Below are 20026 nucleotides of genomic sequence, written 5' to 3' on the forward strand. Positions count from 1 at the left end.
CGCACATAGTCTCTATGTAAATGGCTGAACCGGTGTGTTGGTCTATTAGTAAAGGCTGGCTCACCACTCGCCGAAGCTCGTGATACTACACCACCTTCCTATCAACGCAGTCTTCTTCTGCCGACCTTCATCTTACGAAAGGATGTCTTGTCTCGGGATAGGATTCGTGCTTAGATGCTTTCAGCACTTAGCCTAAACGGCTTAGCTGCCCGGCCTGCCTTGTCAGACAACCGGTAAACCAGTGGCCACGCTTCTCTGTTCCTCTCGTACTCGGAGAAACTTCCCCTCAGACATCCACGCTTCCATCAGGCAGAGACCGACCTGTCTCACGACGGTCTAAACCCAGCTCATGTTCCCTTTTAATAGGCGAGCAGCCTCACCCTTGGCCCCTGCTGCAGGACCAGGATAGGAAAAGCCGACATCGAGGTACCAAACCGCGGGGTCGATAGGAGCTCTCGCCCGCGACGAGCCTGTTATCCCTGGGGTAATTTTTCTGTCACCTCCGGGCCCCAATAGTGGGCACACGAAGGATCGCTAAGCCAGACTTTCGTCTATGAATTCCGTGCGTTTGGAAATCCATTCAGTCTAGTTTTTGGCTTTGCCCTCTTCAGTGGATTTCTGACCCACTTGAACTAAACTTTGGGCCCCTTTGATATCTTTTCAAAGGGGTGCCGCCCCAGCCGAACTGCCCACCTGCACATGTCTCCGGTCTTCACCGGATTAGACGTACTGCAAACTTTATCTGGTGTTACATCGTCGCTTCCTAACATCCCAGAGAATGTTAAGCATAGCTCCCAGATACCCTGTGTAAAGTCAACTATACGTCAAGCACAAGCTGCAGTAAAACTCCACGGGGTCTTCTCTCCCCGATGGAAGATGATGGACTGTTCGTCCACCTTATGTGGCTTCACCGGGTTGTAGGCGGGGACAGTGGGGCTCTCGTTGTTCCATTCATGCGCGTCGGAACTTACCCGACAAGGCATTTGGCTACCTTAAGAGAGTCAGAGTTACTCCCGGCGTTAACCGGCCCTTAGCTCGGTTGAACCCAAGTTTTAGGTACCGGCACCGGCCAGGATTCAGCGACTATACAAATCCTTTCGGACTAGCAGTCGCCTGTGTTTTTATTAAACAGTCGGAACCCCCTTGTCATTGCAACCTGCTATCCCCATTCCTCATGAAGATTGCAGGCATCCCTTATACCTAAGCTACAGGACTAATTTGCCGAATTCCCTCGCCATACGGTATACCCGTAGCACCTTAGATTACTAATCCAGCGCACCTGTGTCGGATCTGGGTACGAACTTGCAATTTGCTAACTACACGGTCTTTCATGGTCTCCTGGAATCAAGAAAACTCCGCTAACGCGAAGCCACTCCTACCTCGGATCAGTTCTCGTCATTACGACACTCCCCAATCCTTGAATAGTTAGATACAACGACGGTTGTACACTCCATATCCGGAAGCTAACCATATAGCTCAAACGCTCCTTGCAAGGTACTAGAATATTAACTAGTTTCCCATTCGAATTACTCTGTTGAGGTAATCCTTAGGATCGACTAACTCCAGGCTGATAGCGCATTGCCTGGAAACCCTTGCGCTTTCGGTGGTATGGGTTCTCACCATACTATGCTGTTACTGCCGCCAGGATCTGCAATAGAAACCGGTCCACAGGACATCACTGCCCTGCTTCGGCCCAATCACTACGCCAACCTACCACGAAGTATCTTACGAAACTTATCTGAAGTATCGGTACTTTGCTTTAGCCCCGTCCGTTTTTGTGGCAACTACGCTCGGCAGGTAAGTTGTTACACACTTTTTGAAGGATTGCTGCTTCTGAGCATACCTCCCTGCTGTCTTGGCGTAAATACGCACTTTGGCTTGACACTTAGCAAAAATTTGGGGACCTTAACTTCAGTCTGGGTTAAACCCCTTTCGGTCGTGAACCTTACGTCACACGAACCCGTGTCCTTGTTTCTACGATGTGTATCCGTTCGGAGTTTGAATAGAGGGTGAGGAATTTCTTCCCCGCGCCCCCTTATCAGTGCTCTACCGGAAACACCACCTCCACAAAGCACGCCCTACGAGACGCTTCGGTTGGAACTAGCGAGCGCCAGTCTAGATTGGTTTTTGACCCCTATTCCCAAGTCACACAAACGATTTGCACGTCAGAACTGCTATAGACCTCCAGCGGGCTTTCGCCCGCCTTCGTCTTGCTCAGGAATAGATCGACTGGCTTCTAGCCTTGCCGCCATGACTCAACGCACTTTCACACGCTTCTCCTCACAATGTTGCGAGAATTCGGTTTCCCTTCGCCTCCACCTTTCTTGGTTTAGGCTTGCCATGACAGTAAGCTCCCTGGCCCGTGTTTCGAGACGGAACGCATGACACTGATGACATGAGCTTCAAACCTTTAGCTCTATTGCTAGAACCTCCAGTCTGAAAAAATCACCTTCCATGCCATGCACGTCTGTAAGCAATAGGTTTCATGCACTTTTCACCCCCCTTCCGGGGTACTTTTCAGCTTTCCCTCACGGTACTAGTGCACTATCGGTCTTGAGAGATATTTAGCCTCTGAAGCTACTTTCTCCAGTATTCTTTGCCCACTACCAAGGACAAATACTCGGGTAATGACAAGATCCTATACCATTTCACCTACGGGGGTATCACCCTCTACGCCATAACATTCCAGGAAATTTGGGTTATGTTCTAGGATCGTAATGTCACACCAAAACACCACATCTCTACTATGTTACCATAGCAGATTCAGTTTGGGCTATTTCCTTTTCGATCGCCTCTACTTGGGAAATCTCAATTGATTTCTTTTCCTCGTGGTACTAAGATGCTTCAATTCCCACGGTTCGATCTCCACTACCATTGTAATGGAGTGCATAAATGCAGGATTCCTATTCGGAGATCTCGGGATCATAGGGTGCGTGCACCTACCCCGAGCTTATCGCAGCTTGCCACGTCCTTCTTCTCTCCTCAAGCCTAGCAATCCACCTATTGCCGTCTTTACACCGGCAAATTCAGCCACATATTACACGACTATGCACGACGATCATTGCGTGTACTCCAAGGGGAGGTACCCGCTACATCCTTCATACATCACTTTCATGATGCATTGCATCTGATGGTTTTTGTGAAGATTATGTGCACTCGTCACAATTTCTTTTATCTAAGGAGGTGATCCGACCGCAGGTTCCCCTACGGTCACCTTGTTACGACTTTTCCCTTGTCACTTACCTCAAGTTCGATAACGCCAATTAGACGTCACCTCGCTAAAAGCAAACTTCAATGAAACGACGGGCGGTGTGTGCAAGGAGCAGGGACGTATTCACCGCGCGGTAATGACACGCAGTTACTAGGGATTCCATATTCGTGAGGGCGAGTTGCAGCCCTCAGTCATAACTGTGGTAGTGTTTGAGGATTACCTCCTCCTTTCGGATTTGGGACCCATTGTCACTACCATTGCAGCCCGCGTGTGGCCCCAGAGTTTCGGGGCATACTGACCTGCCGTGGCCCTTTCCTTCCTCCACATTAACTGCGGCGGTCCCGCTAATTCGCCCCACTACTCCTGAGAGTAATGGTGGCAACTAGAGGCAAGGGTCTCGCTCGTTACCTGACTTAACAGGACATCTCACGGCACGAGCTGGCGACGGCCATGCACCACCTCTCAGCTTGTCTGGTAAAGTCTTCAGCTTGACCTTCATTCTGCTGTCTCTCCGGGTAAGATTTCTGGCGTTGACTCCAATTGAACCGCAGGCTTCACCCCTTGTGGTGCTCCCCCGCCAATTCCTTTAAGTTTCATACTTGCGTACGTACTTCCCAGGCGGCAAACTTAACGGCTTCCCTGCGGCACTGCACTGGCCACAAGCCAATGCATCACTGAGTTTGCATTGTTTACAGCTGGGACTACCCGGGTATCTAATCCGGTTTGCTCCCCCAGCTTTCATCCCTCACCGTCGGACGTGTTCTGGTAGACCGCCTTCGCCACAGGTGGTCATCAATAGATCAAAGGATTTTACCCCTTCCTACCGAGTACCGTCTACCTCTCCCACTCCCTAGCTGTACAGTATTCCCGGCAGCCCATACGTTGAGCGTATAGATTTAACCGAAAACTGATACAACAGGCTACGGATGCTTTAGGCCCAATAATCCTCCTGACCACTTGAGGTGCTGGTTTTACCGCGGCGGCTGACACCAGAACTTGCCCACCCCTTATTCATCGGTGATTCTACGACCGACAAAAGATTTCTTTAGCAGAAATCACTCGGATTAACCTTGTCGTGCTTTCGCACATTGCAAAGTTTTCTCGCCTGCTGCGCCCCATAGGGCCTGGGTCCGTGTCTCAGTACCCATCTCCGGGCCACTCCTCTCAGAGCCCGTACCTGTAATTGTCTTGGTGGGCCATTACCCCACCAACAAACTGATAGGCCGCAGTCCCATCCTACGGCGATAAATCATTTTGACCATAAACCATTCCAGGAGCTATGATCTATCGAGTATTATTCTCAGTTTCCCGAGGTTATCCTCGTCCATAGGGTAGATTGACTACGTGTTACTGAGCCGTCTGCCTTGTATTGCTACAAAGACTCGCATGGCTTAGTATCAATCCGATAGCAGTCAGGTCCGGCAGGATCAACCGGATTCAGTGGATTATAGAAGTACTATTGTACTTAATTGGAATTGAACGGAATGCACATAATCTTCACATTTCAGATTTGATCATTTGATCAGATCCTCATTTTGTATGCGTAACTGGAGGCTTGGGAATCATAAAATGGTCCAATACCATACTTCATCACAAGCGCCGCTCTTGCGTTACGTATGCAGAGGGTGAAACTTCTCAAATACATATAAACCATGCCAAGAAGTTTCGATCTTTGATTAAATTAACGATCAAATAATAGAAAATAGGACTGAAAAAAGTGGATTATATTTCAAAATACAAAAAAAAGACAAAGAGATCCTCAAAGATTTTTGCAAGATCACAAAAATTTCATGTTGGCGGAGTAAGTCATAACATTAGATTTTTTGAGCCATATCCATTTGTTGTAAAATCTGCCAGAGGCAAAAATCTGATTGATGTTGATAATAACAAATTTGTAGATTATTGGATGGGTCATTGGAGTTTAATTCTTGGACATGCTCCAAGTTCAGTAAAAAATAGAGTTCAAAAACAAGTAAACAATGGATGGATGTTTGGTACAGTCAACAATCCAACAGTTGAGCTATCAAGCATAATACAAAAGACAGTACCTGCTGCAGAAAAAATTCGTTATGTAACATCAGGTACTGAAGCCACAATGTATGCAGTAAGATTAGCTCGCTCAGTCACTGGAAAAAAAATTGTTGCAAAGATTGATGGCGGATGGCATGGATATACATCTGAACTTCTAAAAACAGTCAACTGGCCGTTTAGTAAATCAGAAAGCAGTGGACTAGTAAATGAGGAAAATATAATATCAATTCCATACAATGATATTGAAAAATCAATTGAAATTTTAAATTCTGTCAAAGAGGACTTGGCATGCACTATTATTGAACCAGTATTAGGTGGCGGAGGATGCATTCCAGCAACTCAGGAATATCTCAAGGCAATAGAAGAATTTGTTCACAAAAATAATTCGTTATTTTTACTAGATGAGATCGTTACAGGTTTTAGATTCAGATACGGTTGTCTTTATCCGACTATGAAACTTGATCCTGACATTGTAACTTTGGGAAAAATTGTAGGAGGTGGGTTCCCAATAGGAGTCCTGTGTGGTAAAGAAGAGATAATGGAGTATGCAAATACTGGAAAATATACTAAAGAAGAAAGATCATATATTGGAGGAGGAACATTTTCTGCAAATCCTATTTCAATGACATCAGGCCATGCAACCCTAACAGCGTTAAAGAAAAAATCAATCTACTCAAAAATTAGCAAGCTTGGAAATTATGCAAGAAGAGAGTTAAAGAAAACATTTGGCGATAAAGTAATCATCACAGGAAAGGATTCATTATTTATGACCCACTTTGTCAAGGAAGGAATTACACAAATCAATAACGCATCAGATGCAGCAAAATGTGATGTAGAATTATTACATAGATATCACACTGAATTAATTGCAAAAGATGGCATCTTCTTTTTGCCTGGAAAGCTTGGAGCAATATCGGATGCACATTCAATTTCGGATATCAAAAATTTGGTTAATGCCACACAAAGATTCACAGAAGATTTCTATCATTGAGAATTTGAAAATTATTAAGTACTAAGGATATTGGAATAGCATGATATTTTTTGGAAAAAAAGAGGACCCAGAAGACCTAATCTATCAAGGAGTATCTTTTCTTGAAAAGAATCAGCCTAAAGCTGCACTAGTATTGTTTTCCAAAGCCCTCAAAAATGACCCTAAAAATTTGTCTGCCTTACACAAAAAAGGCCTAACTCTAAATCAATTAAAAAAATATCAGGATGCGATAACATGTTTTGATAAGATTATTGAGATAAAGAAAGATGATCCTGATGCGTATAACAACAAGGCAATAGCTCAGGCAGAACTTGGAAACACAGATGGAGCATTGGAATCATACGACATGGCAATTGCTGCTGATTCAAAATATGCTGCTGCATATTTTAACAAAGGAGTGCTCTTTGACAGACTTGAAAAGCGTGAAGAGGCATTAGCGATTTTAGATGAAGCTATAAAATTAGATCCCAGAAAGCCAAATGCGTTATTTTACAAAGGAATCGTGTTAGGAAAGCTTGCAAGACATGAAGAGGCGCTCAATTGCTTTGAGAAAGTAACAAAAAACAATCCTAGTCATCTGGATAGTTTGTTTCACAAGGGAATAGAATTAGCAGAATTAGAAAAGCATGAAGAAGCGATAAGAGTTTTTGACAAGATTCTTGAAAAGCATAGAGACAATGTCAATGTCATTTATGCCAAAGCAAGAAGCAAAGCTGCACTAGATGACATCAGTCAATCATTAGAATTACTAAAAAGAGCTATAATGAAAGATCCTAAAACGATAAAAAAATGGGCAAGAGCTGAGAAAATATTTGAAAGATTTGAAGATGACGAACGATTTAGAAAAATGGTAAAATAAATTACAAAATTTTGTTTCTTACAGCATCTATTCGGAGTAATTCTACTTTCTTTTTCGGACCTACAATTCGTGATTCGTAAATTGGAACATAGATTTCATAAACTTCGTCAATGGTAAAATCTTCTCTTAAATCTCGAACATTTTCGACATCAAGTTGTTTTAACTTAGTTTTTAATTTCTCAATAGCCTCTTCTACAGATAAATCTGGTTTTTTTACATCAGGTTGATTTTTTTGTAAAACTCTTGTAGGATAGTTTTCTAAATTTTTAGAATCTAATTTGAATGGAAATTTTATTTCGGTTCCATGTTGATCGAAATACATAGAATCAGAATTAACAACGTAAGCGTGCTCTTCCATTTGAATATCTACTTTGTTTTTCCCTTTTTTACCTGAAAGCATTTTAGCAAATTTTGATTTTTCACGAATAGGGAATGTGCCCTCACCTAAAACTACCTCACTAACATTATGGTCTACGGATATCTCATGAGTTGCTTTTCTATAGTAATCGGCAGTGTAAGTACCAGAGACATAAAGAACTCCCTCATAGATTAAATCAGTTGATGCAACATTGACTTCGTCTGCTTTAGGTTTTGAAAAGAGACTCTTAAAGACACTAACCTTTTTTTGTTCTGTTATCTTTTGTGCGTCAAATTCATCCAAGTTTACTTTTAAAACAAAGGTCTTACTCTCATAGTCAGCATTTGACAATAATACATCAAAGTTGAATCAACTTTTAAAGATTGCATACAAGTCAATATGATTAAAACAGATAAAACACAGTCAGATAAGGAAAGTTATGGAAATCCAAAAGACTAATCTTTCTCAAGTTAAAACAAAAAATGCAGACAGCGTATATTTTACAGGAAAGACAGTGATGAAAGAGATCACTGGTAAAATAAAATCAAATGATGAAAAATTATATCATGTAACCTTCAAAAATGGAAGTAGGACGAAACTACATTGCCATACAGGAGGTCAGACTTTAATTGTTACAGAAGGAATAGGCAGTCTAGAAATTTTTAGAAAAAATGCAAAAACAAAGAATTCATTATTTGGAATAAAATTAATCAAAACAACTTCTTTAAAGAAAGGAGACATTGCATATATTCCTGCAAAAACACTTCACACTCACGGTTCAGTAAGCAAGAAGACTTTTTCGCATTTTGCCATTAATGCATATATGCCCTCAAAGAAAGAACCAAAAACCATTTGGTTTGAATCAGACTTTAATTCAAAAGCAATAAAGAAATTATAATTATTCATCCTATAGTCAGGTATGTCGTTTAAAGAACTAAACGAAGTAGAAACAATTCAAGGAAATGAAGGAACTATCATTCGTCAATTATTTCATCCACACAACACTTTGGATGGGATAAGGTATAGTATAGCACACTTTACTTTGAATGAAGGAAAAAAATCAACAAAGCACAAACTAAAGTCATCTGAGGTATATTATTTTCTAAAAGGTAATGGAATTATTCATGTGGATAATACATCATTCAAAGTCAAAAGTGGCAGTGTGATTTACGTACCACCCATGTCACCTCAGCATGTAGAAAACACTGGAAGTGAAAATTTGGAGTTTTTATGTATAGTAGATCCTGCTTGGAAACAGGATGATGAGTTCATCATAAAGTGAGACACAAATTGTTTTTAAAATAGCCATGGCTTTAGGAGATTAGTGAATACATCCCAAGCTTACCAGACTTTGGAAATAAAGAATGATGCATCTTTTGATGAAGTAAAGATAGCATACAGAAAGTTGGCCCTAGAATTACACCCAGATAGATCAAAAGGAGATGATAAAAAATTCAAACTGGTAACAGAGGCATATCATATTTTAAAAAATAATCAAGACACTCAATCAAAGAACAAGAGTTGGGATTTTACTGATGATGAAACAAAACAGAAAAAAGATGTCAGAAAAAATAATTCACAGTGGGGAGCTCCACCAAAAAATGATCCACCCCAACAAGACTGGAGTAAGTATACTCAAGAGTTTGAAGATGAGAACCCAGGATTTTGGAAAGAATATGAAAGAAAGTTTTGGGAAGCATATGATGCAAAGGTTAACAACAATGGAAAAAATGAAGAGTTTGAAAAAACAAAAGAACCCAAAAAGCAACCCAATCTTTTTGTCAATGTAGACCCAAGTTTATGCATCGGATGTTGTAGTTGTGAGATGATTGCACCAAATGTTTTTGAAGTTGACAGATTATCAAGGATGAATCCAAAATCAAAAGTTCACAACATGAAAGGAGCAGGCATAAATAAAATTATGAATGCGGCAGAGACATGCCCCACAAAAGCAATCATAGTTGAAAACCTAGACACTAAAGAGAAACTATATCCCCATTAAATTACATAATTAACTTTTTAAAAATTTCTTCAGTTGTTTTGTTATCTGGTTTTGGCGTGTTTTGAAACATACTATGAACAGGTCCTGCAGAATCATTTTTGCTCCGTGGTATCAGGTGAACATGTACATGGGGTACTTCCTGCCCGCTTTGTTTACCATTATGAATGGCAATCAAAGTTGCGCCCGTTAATTGATCAATTTTTGATGTGACCATCCTCACTGTCTCAAAGAGATCTTTATTTTCCTCAGAAGGAATATCTTGGACTTTTTCATAATGATTTCTTGGAATAACCAAACAATGACCTGCAGTTACCGGGAAGGCATCTAAAAATGCCAGAGATTTTCCTGTTTCTAGAATCTTTTTTGATGGAATCTCACCATGAACAATTTTACAAAAAATACAATCCATTATTCATGATGAATTAATCAAGATATTAAATTCAACTATGGTGTTACAATTTCAGCCCAAGCTAAATCTCGGCCAAATTTTATAGTAACACTATCGCCAACTTGAGCATTACAGTTTTCTATAGTTTTAGGAACATTATCTTGGGTTGCAACATAACAAACCCCATCTTTATTTGAGAGAATTTCAACTTCCTCAAAAACATCTTCGCGAATCAAATTCCAAAAAGGAAAAACTACAGTAGCCAAGACCAAGCCTGCAATGATTATAGCTCCTCCAAAGATTAATCCGTGTTTTTGTGATTCAGAAAGATCCAAAATTACCAAAGACCCCCATCACTGCCTTTAGGGTCTAATTTTTTTGCAGGTACATTACCATGTGCCTTCTTAAGATGTCTCTTTAGGCGTTCGGGGTCATGTAATTCCATTCCACATTCTTTACATTTTGTTTGATTTGGATCTTCTTTTTTTCGTAGTAATCCCATTACAAATTAAAATTTTGAAATATATTATAAAGGATACTAGTTTTCATCAAACATATGGCAATCAAGAACATTACAGTTTTAGGTTCAGGAATAATGGGTCATGGGATTGCTCAAGTTTCTGCAATGTCAGGGTACAATGTTGTCTTGCGAGATATTGAGCAGAAATTTCTTGATAAAGCAATGGAGAAGATAAAGTGGAGTTTAGATAAACTAGTATCAAAAGAAAAAATTACAAAAGAACAGTCTGAGGACATTTACTCACGAATAGTTCCTATCGTTGACTTGAAAGAAGCAGTAAAGAATGCAGACATGGTCATTGAGGCAGTTCCAGAGATCATGGATTTGAAGAAAAAAGTATATGCAGAGCTAGATGAAGCTGCTGCTGAAAATGTTATCTTTGCATCAAACACAAGTACACTTCCAATTACAGAGATTGCAAACACAACAACCAGACCTGAAAAATTTATTGGAATTCATTTCTTTAACCCACCTCAACTAATGAAACTAGTAGAGGTAATCCCAGGAGAAAAAACTGGAAAGGATATTTTAGATATAACAAATAACTATGTAAAATCAGTAAACAAACAACCAGTAGTTTGCAGAAAAGATGTTCCAGGATTTATTGTGAACAGATTATTCATTCCACTCGTTCACGAAGCATGTTACGTAATGGATAGATTTGGATACGACAAGACAGAAATTGATTCTGCCGTAAAATTCAAGCTTGGCTTCCCAATGGGAATATTTGAGCTAGCAGATTTTACTGGAATGGATGTCATACACAAAGCTACAATTGAGATGCATCTGAGAGATAAAAAAGTAATCAACCCCCATCCGACAATTGAAAAATTATTTAATGAAAAGAAATTAGGTCAAAAGACCGGAGAAGGATTTTACAAATACTCAGATGACAAATACGAAAGAATTCCTTTATCAGAAGAGCTTGCTAGTAAATGCAACCCCATTCAAATTGTTGCAAATATTTTAAACAATGCAGCATGGTTAGTATCAAATGGAGCAAGCGACATCGAAGAGATTGAAAAAGCAGCACAATTAGGATTAGGACTCAAAAAGCCATTGTTTGAAACAGCAAAAGAAATTGGAATGTCAAATATTGTAAATGAATTAAATCAGTTGGCACAAAAACATGGAAAGTTTTACGAGCCTGATCCACTACTAGTTTCTATAAAGTAATTTTTGATAGAATTAACTCTACAGCATCTTTAGGATTATCTGCACCAAGAATCTTAACATTATTTCTGTGGTCTAGATATTTGTCAACATACTGCTGAGATACACCACCGGTATTTTTTATGACCACCATTGGTTTTTTGTGCATGTATGCAGCTGCCATCTCAGAGAGAGTTCCAGAACCGCCACCAATTACAATGATTCCATCAGCAGAAAGTGCATTTAGAAAATCACGAGTCAGGCCCATTCCACTGGGTATAACAATATCACAAAATTCATTTGCAAATGTTGGATCATCTTGAGGGATTATCCCCACAGTCAAACCCCCAGCATCTCTGGCTCCATGACAAGATGCCCTCATTACACCGCCTAGACCACCAGATATCAATACGGCGCCTGATTTTGCAATCTCAGATCCAGTTTCATAAGCAATTTTTTCATGCTCTGGAGTACATCCATTATCGTTATGACCGATTACCAAAATTTGGATTCGTTTTGTCATGTTTGCCATGATAAGCATCATATCAAAAATCTTTCCAATCGTAAAGGATATTAAATAAAAAAAAGATAGTATACTATGGAAAAACGCTCAATGCCAATTTGCTTTTCAAATGATCAATACAAGATGATCGAGGAATTTGCAAAAAAACACGGCATGGTTAATGCAAGCCAAGCAATAGAAAAGATTATCGAACAAGCCTAAACGGCCTATATTCATTTTTGATATTTGTTTTAGATTTAGACAGGGTAAACTATTTTTTAGACCTGAATATACAGTCAAAGATGCGATTATTCAGTAGGGGTCCAACATATTGCGCAGTTTGTAATAAAGAGATCACTCACAAGCACAAGCCAAAAAGAGAGTGGAATATCAAAGGTTCACTTTGTGGAAACTGTCATGTGGATAAGACCAAGGAATATTTTGAAGCAAAATCTCGTCAGCCCTGTGCACAATGTGGAATAACTAAAAAAATTTCAGATTTATGGGAGCCAAGATGGCAATGGGACATGGATGGATTGCTTTGCAAGGAATGCTTTGATAAAAAAGAATCAAGTCATAAAAATGAAAAAAATTTCTGTAGTGTCTGTGGAAGCAAGATGGGCTTTATCAGATACAATCCAAAATCAAAGTGGAAGATGACAGGGCAGCTTTGTAGAAATTGTTGGGACGAACAAAAAGCAAAATCAGGATGAGTTAATGTTTTTTAAAAAAAATGTATGCGAAATATGTAAAGCAAAATTCTCAAAGATAGAAGAGCTCATGCAGCATCAACAAGTAACACACTATAAGGATCTTCCATACGATTGTAAAGAATGCAATGAATCATTTTCAAATATGGAAGATATGAGAACTCATCTACAAAGAGAACATAGTTACAAAAAAGACAGGTAGCTATACTGCGTTAACAGATTTTACTACTGGTGGACGTACTTTATTGAATACTCGGAATCCACAAATGCATTTTATTTCTGGCAAGCGAGTCAATTCTGTATTTGATACAGTCGTTCCACATCTAAGACAAGAATAGATTACTTCAAACTGCTCAGTGGGTGCTGATTCCTCCATTGATACATCAGGGGTTTCTTCAGACATGATTTTTGCTCGCTTTGCTGTAATTTAAGGCTAACAAACCTAAGTTAGGGATAGTTCAATGTAGACATCATCTGGAATCTTTAGTCTCATTAATTGTCTAATTGCCTTATCATCTGCATTAATATCAATAATTCTTCTATGCATTCTCATCTCCCATTTTTCATAAGTTTCTGTTCCGTTTCCACAAGGAGATTTTCTTGTAGCAACATGCAATCTTTTTACAGGAAGTGGAGTTGGTCCTTTTACTCTAACACCGGTTTTCTTTCCAATCCCCATTATCTCGCCACAAACACCATCTAGTTTAGGGAGACTGGTGCTTGTTAGTTTGATGCGAGCAGATTGAGTCATCTACTCCTACCTATGGTTTGTGTTCTTCAGTAATTTCTTTAACAATACCAGCAGCGATTGTTGCACCCATGTCCCTTAGAGCAAATCTGCCCATCTCAGGGAAATCTTGGAATGTTTCAATTGGGGTTGGTCTTACTGGTCTGATTTTTACGATTGCAGAATCACCAACTTTCAAGAATTTTGGATTCTCTTCTTCTACTGCACCACTTGCTGGGTTTATCTTTGAGACAAACTCTGTAATTGTTGCAGCGACTTGAGCTGTGTGACAGTGCATTACTGGTGTATATCCAGGAGCTAATGCTGTTGGATGGTGTATAACAATAATTTGTGCTTTGAATTCTTTTGCAACTTTAGGTGGAGCGTCTGGTGTTCCCATTACATCTCCTCTCTTGATGTCTTTCTTTTCAATGCCTCTTAGGTTAAATCCAATGTTATCTCCAGCTTCTGCAGATTCCATTTGTTGGTGGTGTGTTTCAATTGATTTGATTTCACCGACTGCGCCAGAAGGCATTACAATGATCTTATCGTTAGCTTTCATCTTACCGGTTTCAACTCTACCTACTGGTACAGTTCCTACACCAGTGATTGAGTATACGTCTTGAATTGGAACTCTGAGTGGTTTGCCAATTGGTTTTTCTGGCATCTTAAAGTCATCAAAGGCTTCTAAGAGTGTCTTTCCTTTGTACCAAGCCATGTTTTCTGACTTCTTTACCAAGTTGTCTCCTTTCCAACCAGATACTGGAATGAAAGGTACTTGATCTATTTTGTAACCTACAGATTTGATTAATTTCTCACCCTTCTCTTTTGCTACTTTGAATGCTTCTTCTGAAAAGTTGCTGTCATCCATCTTGTTGATAGCGACAATTAATTGATTTACGCCTAAGGTTTTGAGCAGGAAAGCGTGTTCTCTTGCTTGTCCACCTGGAGCAATAGCAGTGTCAGTTTCACCCTCTTTTGCAGAAAGTACTAGAACTGCACAGTCAGCCTCAGAAGCGCCAGTAATCATGTTTTTGATAAAGTCTCTGTGTCCTGGGGCGTCAATTAAGGTAAAGAAGAATTTAGGAGTTTCAAACTTTTGAAATGCGAGATCGATTGTGATACCTCTCTCTCTTTCGTCTTTAATATTATCCATAACCCAAGCATACTTGAAGGTATCACCTTTTCCGGTTTCTTCAGATGCTTTTGCATGAGCTTCAATAGTTCTTTCATCCACAACACCTAGATCCATTAAGAAGTGACCCATTGTGGTGGATTTTCCGTTATCGATGTGACCTGTAACAATCAGGTTCAAGTGGTCTTTATTAGCCATATCGAAATCGTAGATGGAGGGGATTTATTACCTTTCCGATTTTTTGAAGAAAGACAAGATTTTTTTCAATTTTTTTGGGATCATCAATTTTGATAAATTACACATAAATCAAAGAGATATTGAGACAAATTATGAAAATTACTGTATCAGTGATCAAAGCAGATGTTGGTGGAATTGGAGGACATACTAGACCAAGTGACGGATTAATCAATGCAGTTAGAAAGACTGTAGAATCTGCAGGAAATTTGTTACTTGATCACTACATCGGATATTGTGGTGATGATGTTCACATTGTAATGACACATACCAAGGGTGTTGAAAGTAAAGAGATTCATCAATTAGCATGGAATGCATTTGAAGCTGGTACTAAAGTTGCTAAAGAAGAAGGATTGTATGGTGCAGGCCAAGATCTTCTCAAGGATTCATTTTCAGGCAACATCAAAGGAATGGGTCCTGGAGTTGCAGAAATGGAATTTGAAGAAAGACCTAATGAAGCATTTACAGTTTTTGCAGCGGATAAAACAGAGCCAGGCGCATTTAACTATCCATTGTACAGATTATTTGTAGACGGACTCAGCAATACAGGATTAATTGTTAACAAATCTCTTGCACGAGGAGTAAACATCAGTGTAATGGATGTTGAAGAAGGAAAGATTGCAAAATTATCATTATGGGAAGATAAACCAACTGTTGAAGCTGCACTGATGTATCCTGGAAGATATGTCATATCTACAATTGAAACTAAAGAAGGAGAGCCAATACTTGCTGCCTCCACTGATAGACTACACAATATTGCAGGGACATACGTAGGAAAAGACGATCCAGTTTGTCTCATCAGAACACAAAAGAATTTTCCTGCTACAGAAGAAGCAGGTAGTGTTTTTAATAATCCACATTACGTGGCAGGAAACACACGAGGAAGTCACAACATGCCTCTAATGCCAGTGAAGCTAAACACAGCTGCAACAATTGACTTTTGCATTCCAATAGTATCTGCTCTAGTATTTAGTATGCACAATGGAAAACTCACAGGTCCCTTTGATGGATTTTCAACGCCAGATTGGGATTATGTCAGAGAGATTGCAACAAAGAAAGCTCTTGCAATGAGAAGTCAAGGATTCATCCACCCAGCAACACTAGTTCCATCAGAATTAGAATATGCAGAAGGGTATCGAGCTAGAATGGACATACTAGAAGCAAAGATGAAACCAATTGAAGAGGGATCTTCTTCTGGTCAGAAAAAAGAAAACTACGAAGATCCAGATTAGTGTCATTTCGTGAAAATCTGGTAAAGGGTTAAAAGCAAATACAGAGAAGTATATTCATGAATAAGGCATTTTTGCTTTTTGAAATTAAGACTTACATTTTAACTGCAATTGCAATTATTTCGTTTTCTCAGTTTGTGGGCCAGTTATTTGGAGTCACAATACCCAATTTCATATGGACATTCTTCAAGAGTTTTGGCGAAGTCGTAATTTTGGCAGCAGTCTTTGCTTTTGCATTTGCATGGCTTCTAAAAGCAAGACCACACAACAAGCCAAAGAGCTATACTGTTGTAATCTTTGATATATACGGTAAAGAGACACAAATTGATGGCATTAGAAAAGAATTCAAAACACATGATGTGGCATGGAGTTTTATGAAAGACTACAAGAAGTCATACCCATTGCATAATTTTGCCCTAGTATCAGATGTCAAAAAGTCTGAAAAGAAGACAATTTTTAGATACATCTAGTTCAAACTTTTATTTCAGTCACAGTAGAAATCCCTAAGTGCAATTCTCAATTTTATCTGAATCTTTTGAACGAATGGAAAAAACCACAAAGAGGCTAGAGCTAACAGACATTCTCGTAGAGTTATTCAAAAACACTCCACAAGACGTAATCTCAAGAATTGTCTATCTTATTCAAGGAAAATTAAGGCCAGACTTTGAGGGAGTGGAGTTAGGTGTTGCAGAAAAGCTTGCAATCAGGGCGATTTCAAAGTCATCAGGAATTCCTAGCAATAAGATAGAATTAGCATATAGAAAAGATGGAGACCTAGGACACGCTGCATCAAAGATACTAGAACAAAAGACACAGACTACATTTCTTGTAGAAGACATTACTGTCGAAAGAGTTTACGAGACACTATACAAAATTGCAAAGCTTGAAGGGGCCAGATCACAAGACATGAAGATGAAATACATCTCTAGTCTACTTAATGACGCAAATCCGCAAGAGTCTAGTTTTATTTTAAAAATCTTGCTAGGAACCTTACGGTTAGGAATTGCAGAAAACACAGTAATGGATGCATTGGCAATTGCTTTTACAGGTTCAAAAGATAATCGAAAGTTTTTAGAGAATGCATACAATGTCTCAAGCGATTTAGGAAAAGTTGCAGAAACAGTTGTAGCAAAAGGCATTGAGGGAATAAATGATTTTCATATTACACTGTTCAATCCGATTAGACCAATGCTTGCTGAGAGAGTAAAAAGTGAAGCTGAAGCGATTGAAAAACTAGGAGATAAATTTTCAGCAGAATACAAATTGGATGGGGAGCGGGTTCAGATACACATTAAAGATGATGCAGTAGTTTTATTCTCAAGAAGTTTAGAGAACATTACAAATTATTATCCAGATATTGTAGAAAATATTCCAAAAAAAATCAATTCAAAGCAAGTCATCTTAGAAGCTGAAGCAGTAGCTATTAATGAAAACACAGGGGAGTTTCTTCCGTTTCAAGAATTAATGCATAGGAGAAGAAAATACAAGATAGAAAAAGCAGTAACGCAGTATCCGATTTCAGTAAATTTGTTTGATATATTGTATTATGATAATTCTAGTTGCTTAGAGAGTTCTTATGAGAAGAGAAGAGGCATATTGGAAAAGATCACTCAGGAAGATGAATTTGTAAAGCTTATTCCAATGACAACAGTACAAAACGAAATTGAGATAGAAGATTTCTTGGAAAATAGCATCAATGCAGGTTGTGAAGGACTAATGCTAAAAACTCTAGATGGCCCTTACAGAGCAGGTTCGAGAGGAAATCTTTGGTTGAAGCTAAAACGAGAATACCGTAACGAACTTGGAGATAGTTTAGACCTCGTAGTAATTGGTGCATTTTTTGGAAAAGGAAGAAGAACTGGAAGATACGGCACATTACTTCTTGCATCATACAATGAAGATAAGGATGAGTTTCCAAGCATATGCAAAGTTGGAACAGGATTTACTGATGAGGATTTAGATCAACTCTATCAGATACTATCAAACAAAGTGACAATCAAAAAGAATCCAAGAATAGTTAGCGAGATGGAAGCAGATGTTTGGTTTGAGCCAGAGCTAGTAATAGAGATAGTAGCCTCTGAAATTACATTAAGTCCAATTCACAAAACAGCATTTAATGAATTACGAAAAAATGCAGGGCTGGCATTACGATTTCCCAAATTTACAGGAAAGATAAGGTCAGAGAAATCTGCTGAAAATGCATCAACAGATCAAGAGGTCATCACACTTTTTCGTGGCCAAAAGAAGGTAACACAAAACGAGGCAGAGCAGTACTAGGTTTTTTCCTCTTAATTTGACAAAGATCTAATGATTTAATTAGGCTCACAAAATTACAAATTTCTGAAATGTATAGCGGGGAACTTGAAGTTCAAGCTAAGAGAAAGGCTATTGCCGTCTTACAAGATGAAATAAACAGAATCCTAAATGCATCAAGAGAATTGGCCACACTGCCAGATCTTATGATGAAAAAAGACAAGACCGGAATAAAGAATACCTTAGAACAAATTTCTACTATCGAAGAGGAAGTAGAAACACTACGACGAAAGATTACTCGTGAGGTGGCAGATGTTGGAGGACTCATTATGAATAGAGAAAACCTTCTCAATACTGCATACACAATGGATGAGATTGCAGGTTACATCACTGGAATTTCATTTAAACTTGCAAATATCAAACCTGCCACACTAAAGAATTCAAAGTTAGACAAGGATCTTACAAAACTCATTGAACTTGTAGTGGACGAAGTTTACAAACTAAATGAGGTGATTAGAAGTCTAAACACCAATGCATCAAATGCAATCGAATTAGCCCAAGAAACTCAAGCAATTGAAAGAGAGATCGATATCAAATATCGTGAAGCCACAATCACAATCCTCAATGAAATCACAAACACCAAGGAACTCCTACTAGTTAAGGACGTCATTGAAGGAATTGAAGAGATGGCCGACAAATGTCAAAGAGTATCAGATTCATTCATACTATTAGCACTAAGCCTATAGTCAAGTGAATCTAGTTATTTTTCTATTCCAACCTAACAAATAATACCAAATGTTAGAGGAGACAATTCATGAAGAGTGAGCTGATAGAGAACAGAGTAATTATTTGGGATATTGAAAATTCTAAAAAACTTTTTTCAAGTGGATATTATGGAAAGCCAATTGGAATGCCAAAACCAAAACTTGAGGAAATCAATGTTCCATTGATTTTGGATCTCATAGAAAGTTACTATTTGATGCAAAATGGAAAAATCACAGTTTATCAATTAAAAAAGAAAATTTCAGAAGAGCAAATGTTGGAGATTTGTAGAAAAGAGTATCATGATTTTGATAAAAAATTTACAGTGTACAAAAATTTTAGAGATAATGGTTACATTGTCAATCCTGGGATAAAATTTGGATGTGATTTTGCAGTATATGAGAAAGGTCCAGGAATTGATCATGCACCGTATTTAGTTCAAGTGTATAACAAAAAAGACATCATCACTAGTACAGGAGTAGTACTTGCTGGAAGACTGGCAACCACAGTAAGAAAGCAATTCATCCTTGCAATTCCACAAGGAAAAGATAACGTTAGTTTTCTTGCGCTAGATTGGTGGCGAGCCTAAAGAGATTTGATGTGGCCAGCTATTTTATCATAGATTTCAAACATTTCTTTTGAAATATCAAAATCTAAGTGGTTCTTCCATTTGTTGTGAATTCTAATTCCAGTCTCAGTTGGTTCTACAAATAATGATGCATCTCTGATAGATTGCTTTGCAATTAATTCATTTAATGCGGAATCAGAATTTAATACTTCAGCAAGTTTACCGCCATCCCAAGATACAGATACAACTTTTTTGTTTCCAAAGCGACCTGTAGTTTTGAGAACAGTTTTTGCAACAAAAGCAGAAGGATCATTTCCAGTATTTTTTCGTACGATAAAGTGTGCTTGGAATCTATCAAGTGCGCCCCAAGGTAGTGGATTTGGATCTTGCATTT

At 38.8% G+C, this 20026-nt stretch carries 21 protein-coding genes and 2 rRNA genes; 13 read left to right on the plus strand and 10 right to left on the minus strand.

Features of this window, described 5'->3' with window-relative positions; translation table 11 throughout:
- Positions 1 to 39: 39 nt before the first annotated feature.
- Both DWQ18_06225 and DWQ18_06230 read right to left on the minus strand, forming a co-directional pair.
- A 23S ribosomal RNA gene (locus DWQ18_06225) occupies positions 40 to 3015 on the minus strand.
- Between the two features lie 160 nt (positions 3016 to 3175).
- Positions 3176 to 4650, minus strand: a 16S ribosomal RNA gene (locus tag DWQ18_06230).
- Together the 16S and 23S rRNA genes form the textbook arrangement of a ribosomal RNA operon.
- Positions 4651 to 4928: 278 nt before the next feature.
- Between DWQ18_06230 and DWQ18_06235 the strand changes: the two genes are divergently transcribed.
- Positions 4929 to 6233 (plus strand): aminotransferase class III-fold pyridoxal phosphate-dependent enzyme, encoded by a 1305-nt coding sequence (locus tag DWQ18_06235; GenBank protein RDJ32797.1) that lies wholly within the window; start codon positions 4929 to 4931, stop codon positions 6231 to 6233.
- A gap of 40 nt (positions 6234 to 6273) precedes the next feature.
- Positions 6274 to 7092 (plus strand): tetratricopeptide repeat protein, encoded by an 819-nt coding sequence (locus DWQ18_06240; GenBank protein RDJ32798.1) that lies wholly within the window; start codon positions 6274 to 6276, stop codon positions 7090 to 7092.
- 1 nt (position 7093) lies between these two features.
- On the opposite strand, the gene DWQ18_06245 is transcribed toward DWQ18_06240, so the two are convergent.
- Positions 7094 to 7801 (minus strand): hypothetical protein, encoded by a 708-nt coding sequence (locus DWQ18_06245; GenBank protein RDJ32799.1) that lies wholly within the window; start codon positions 7799 to 7801, stop codon positions 7094 to 7096.
- A 94-nt stretch (positions 7802 to 7895) separates the two neighbouring features.
- On the opposite strand from DWQ18_06245, the gene DWQ18_06250 reads away from it, so the two are divergent.
- From DWQ18_06250 to DWQ18_06260, 3 genes are read left to right on the plus strand one after another with little or no spacing between them, the layout of a single operon-like run.
- Positions 7896 to 8348 carry a cupin domain-containing protein gene (locus DWQ18_06250; protein ID RDJ33406.1) on the plus strand — a complete coding sequence of 151 codons (453 nt, stop codon included), beginning with the start codon at positions 7896 to 7898 and terminating at the stop codon, positions 8346 to 8348.
- 21 nt (positions 8349 to 8369) lie between these two features.
- Entirely contained in the window at positions 8370 to 8732 is a 363-nt protein-coding gene (locus DWQ18_06255; protein RDJ32800.1) for a cupin domain-containing protein, read from the plus strand.
- Positions 8733 to 8774: 42 nt separating this feature from the next.
- A complete protein-coding gene (locus tag DWQ18_06260; GenBank protein RDJ32801.1) occupies positions 8775 to 9452 on the plus strand; it encodes a molecular chaperone DnaJ in 678 nt (225 codons plus the stop codon).
- A gap of 1 nt (position 9453) precedes the next feature.
- Here the strand turns inward: DWQ18_06260 and DWQ18_06265 are convergent, their stop codons facing one another.
- Complete coding sequence (locus tag DWQ18_06265; GenBank protein ID RDJ32802.1) at positions 9454 to 9861, minus strand: HIT family protein; 408 nt, start codon at positions 9859 to 9861, stop codon at positions 9454 to 9456.
- Between the two features lie 35 nt (positions 9862 to 9896).
- Positions 9897 to 10175, minus strand: coding sequence for a hypothetical protein (locus DWQ18_06270; GenBank protein RDJ33407.1), 279 nt, complete (start codon positions 10173 to 10175; stop codon positions 9897 to 9899).
- A gap of 221 nt (positions 10176 to 10396) precedes the next feature.
- On the opposite strand from DWQ18_06270, the gene DWQ18_06275 reads away from it, so the two are divergent.
- A complete protein-coding gene (locus DWQ18_06275) occupies positions 10397 to 11536 on the plus strand; it encodes a 3-hydroxyacyl-CoA dehydrogenase family protein (protein RDJ32803.1) in 1140 nt (379 codons plus the stop codon).
- Here DWQ18_06275 and DWQ18_06280 read toward each other — a convergent pair.
- Positions 11526 to 12035, minus strand: a complete 510-nt coding sequence (locus tag DWQ18_06280) for a TIGR00725 family protein (protein RDJ33408.1) — start codon at positions 12033 to 12035, stop codon at positions 11526 to 11528. The genes DWQ18_06275 and DWQ18_06280 overlap by 11 nt on opposite strands.
- Before the next feature lie 281 nt (positions 12036 to 12316).
- Between DWQ18_06280 and DWQ18_06285 the strand changes: the two genes are divergently transcribed.
- Positions 12317 to 12727: a hypothetical protein gene (locus DWQ18_06285; protein RDJ32804.1), complete on the plus strand. Its 411-nt coding sequence runs from the start codon at positions 12317 to 12319 to the stop codon at positions 12725 to 12727.
- A 4-nt stretch (positions 12728 to 12731) separates the two neighbouring features.
- Positions 12732 to 12926: a hypothetical protein gene (locus tag DWQ18_06290; GenBank protein ID RDJ32805.1), complete on the plus strand. Its 195-nt coding sequence runs from the start codon at positions 12732 to 12734 to the stop codon at positions 12924 to 12926.
- Here the strand turns inward: DWQ18_06290 and DWQ18_06295 are convergent, their stop codons facing one another.
- From DWQ18_06295 to tuf, 3 genes are read right to left on the minus strand one after another with little or no spacing between them, the layout of a single operon-like run.
- Entirely contained in the window at positions 12927 to 13127 is a 201-nt protein-coding gene (locus DWQ18_06295; protein ID RDJ32806.1) for an RNA polymerase Rbp10, read from the minus strand.
- Between the two features lie 39 nt (positions 13128 to 13166).
- Entirely contained in the window at positions 13167 to 13475 is a 309-nt protein-coding gene (locus DWQ18_06300; GenBank protein ID RDJ32807.1) for a 30S ribosomal protein S10, read from the minus strand.
- A 10-nt stretch (positions 13476 to 13485) separates the two neighbouring features.
- Positions 13486 to 14784, minus strand: a complete 1299-nt coding sequence (gene tuf, locus DWQ18_06305; protein RDJ32808.1) for a translation elongation factor EF-1 subunit alpha — start codon at positions 14782 to 14784, stop codon at positions 13486 to 13488.
- Between the two features lie 131 nt (positions 14785 to 14915).
- Between tuf and DWQ18_06310 the strand changes: the two genes are divergently transcribed.
- From DWQ18_06310 to endA, 5 genes are all read left to right on the plus strand, one after another.
- Positions 14916 to 16052, plus strand: coding sequence for a fructose 1,6-bisphosphatase (locus DWQ18_06310; protein RDJ32809.1), 1137 nt, complete (start codon positions 14916 to 14918; stop codon positions 16050 to 16052).
- Positions 16053 to 16108: 56 nt separating this feature from the next.
- Positions 16109 to 16519 carry a hypothetical protein gene (locus DWQ18_06315; protein ID RDJ32810.1) on the plus strand — a complete coding sequence of 137 codons (411 nt, stop codon included), beginning with the start codon at positions 16109 to 16111 and terminating at the stop codon, positions 16517 to 16519.
- Between the two features lie 37 nt (positions 16520 to 16556).
- Positions 16557 to 18326 carry an ATP-dependent DNA ligase gene (locus DWQ18_06320; protein RDJ32811.1) on the plus strand — a complete coding sequence of 590 codons (1770 nt, stop codon included), beginning with the start codon at positions 16557 to 16559 and terminating at the stop codon, positions 18324 to 18326.
- Between the two features lie 68 nt (positions 18327 to 18394).
- Entirely contained in the window at positions 18395 to 19048 is a 654-nt protein-coding gene (locus DWQ18_06325; protein ID RDJ32812.1) for a DUF47 family protein, read from the plus strand.
- A gap of 68 nt (positions 19049 to 19116) precedes the next feature.
- The gene (endA, locus tag DWQ18_06330; protein ID RDJ32813.1) at positions 19117 to 19653 is read left to right on the plus strand and encodes a tRNA-intron lyase; all 537 of its coding nucleotides are present in this window, start codon (positions 19117 to 19119) and stop codon (positions 19651 to 19653) included.
- Here endA and DWQ18_06335 read toward each other — a convergent pair.
- On the minus strand, positions 19650 to 20024 hold the full coding sequence (locus DWQ18_06335) for a hypothetical protein (protein ID RDJ32814.1): 375 nt from the start codon (positions 20022 to 20024) through the stop codon (positions 19650 to 19652). The genes endA and DWQ18_06335 overlap by 4 nt on opposite strands.
- Positions 20025 to 20026: the final 2 nt, after the last annotated feature.

The organism is Thermoproteota archaeon (assembly GCA_003352285.1).
In the GTDB taxonomy this organism is placed as follows: domain Archaea; phylum Thermoproteota; class Nitrososphaeria; order Nitrososphaerales; family Nitrosopumilaceae; genus PXYB01.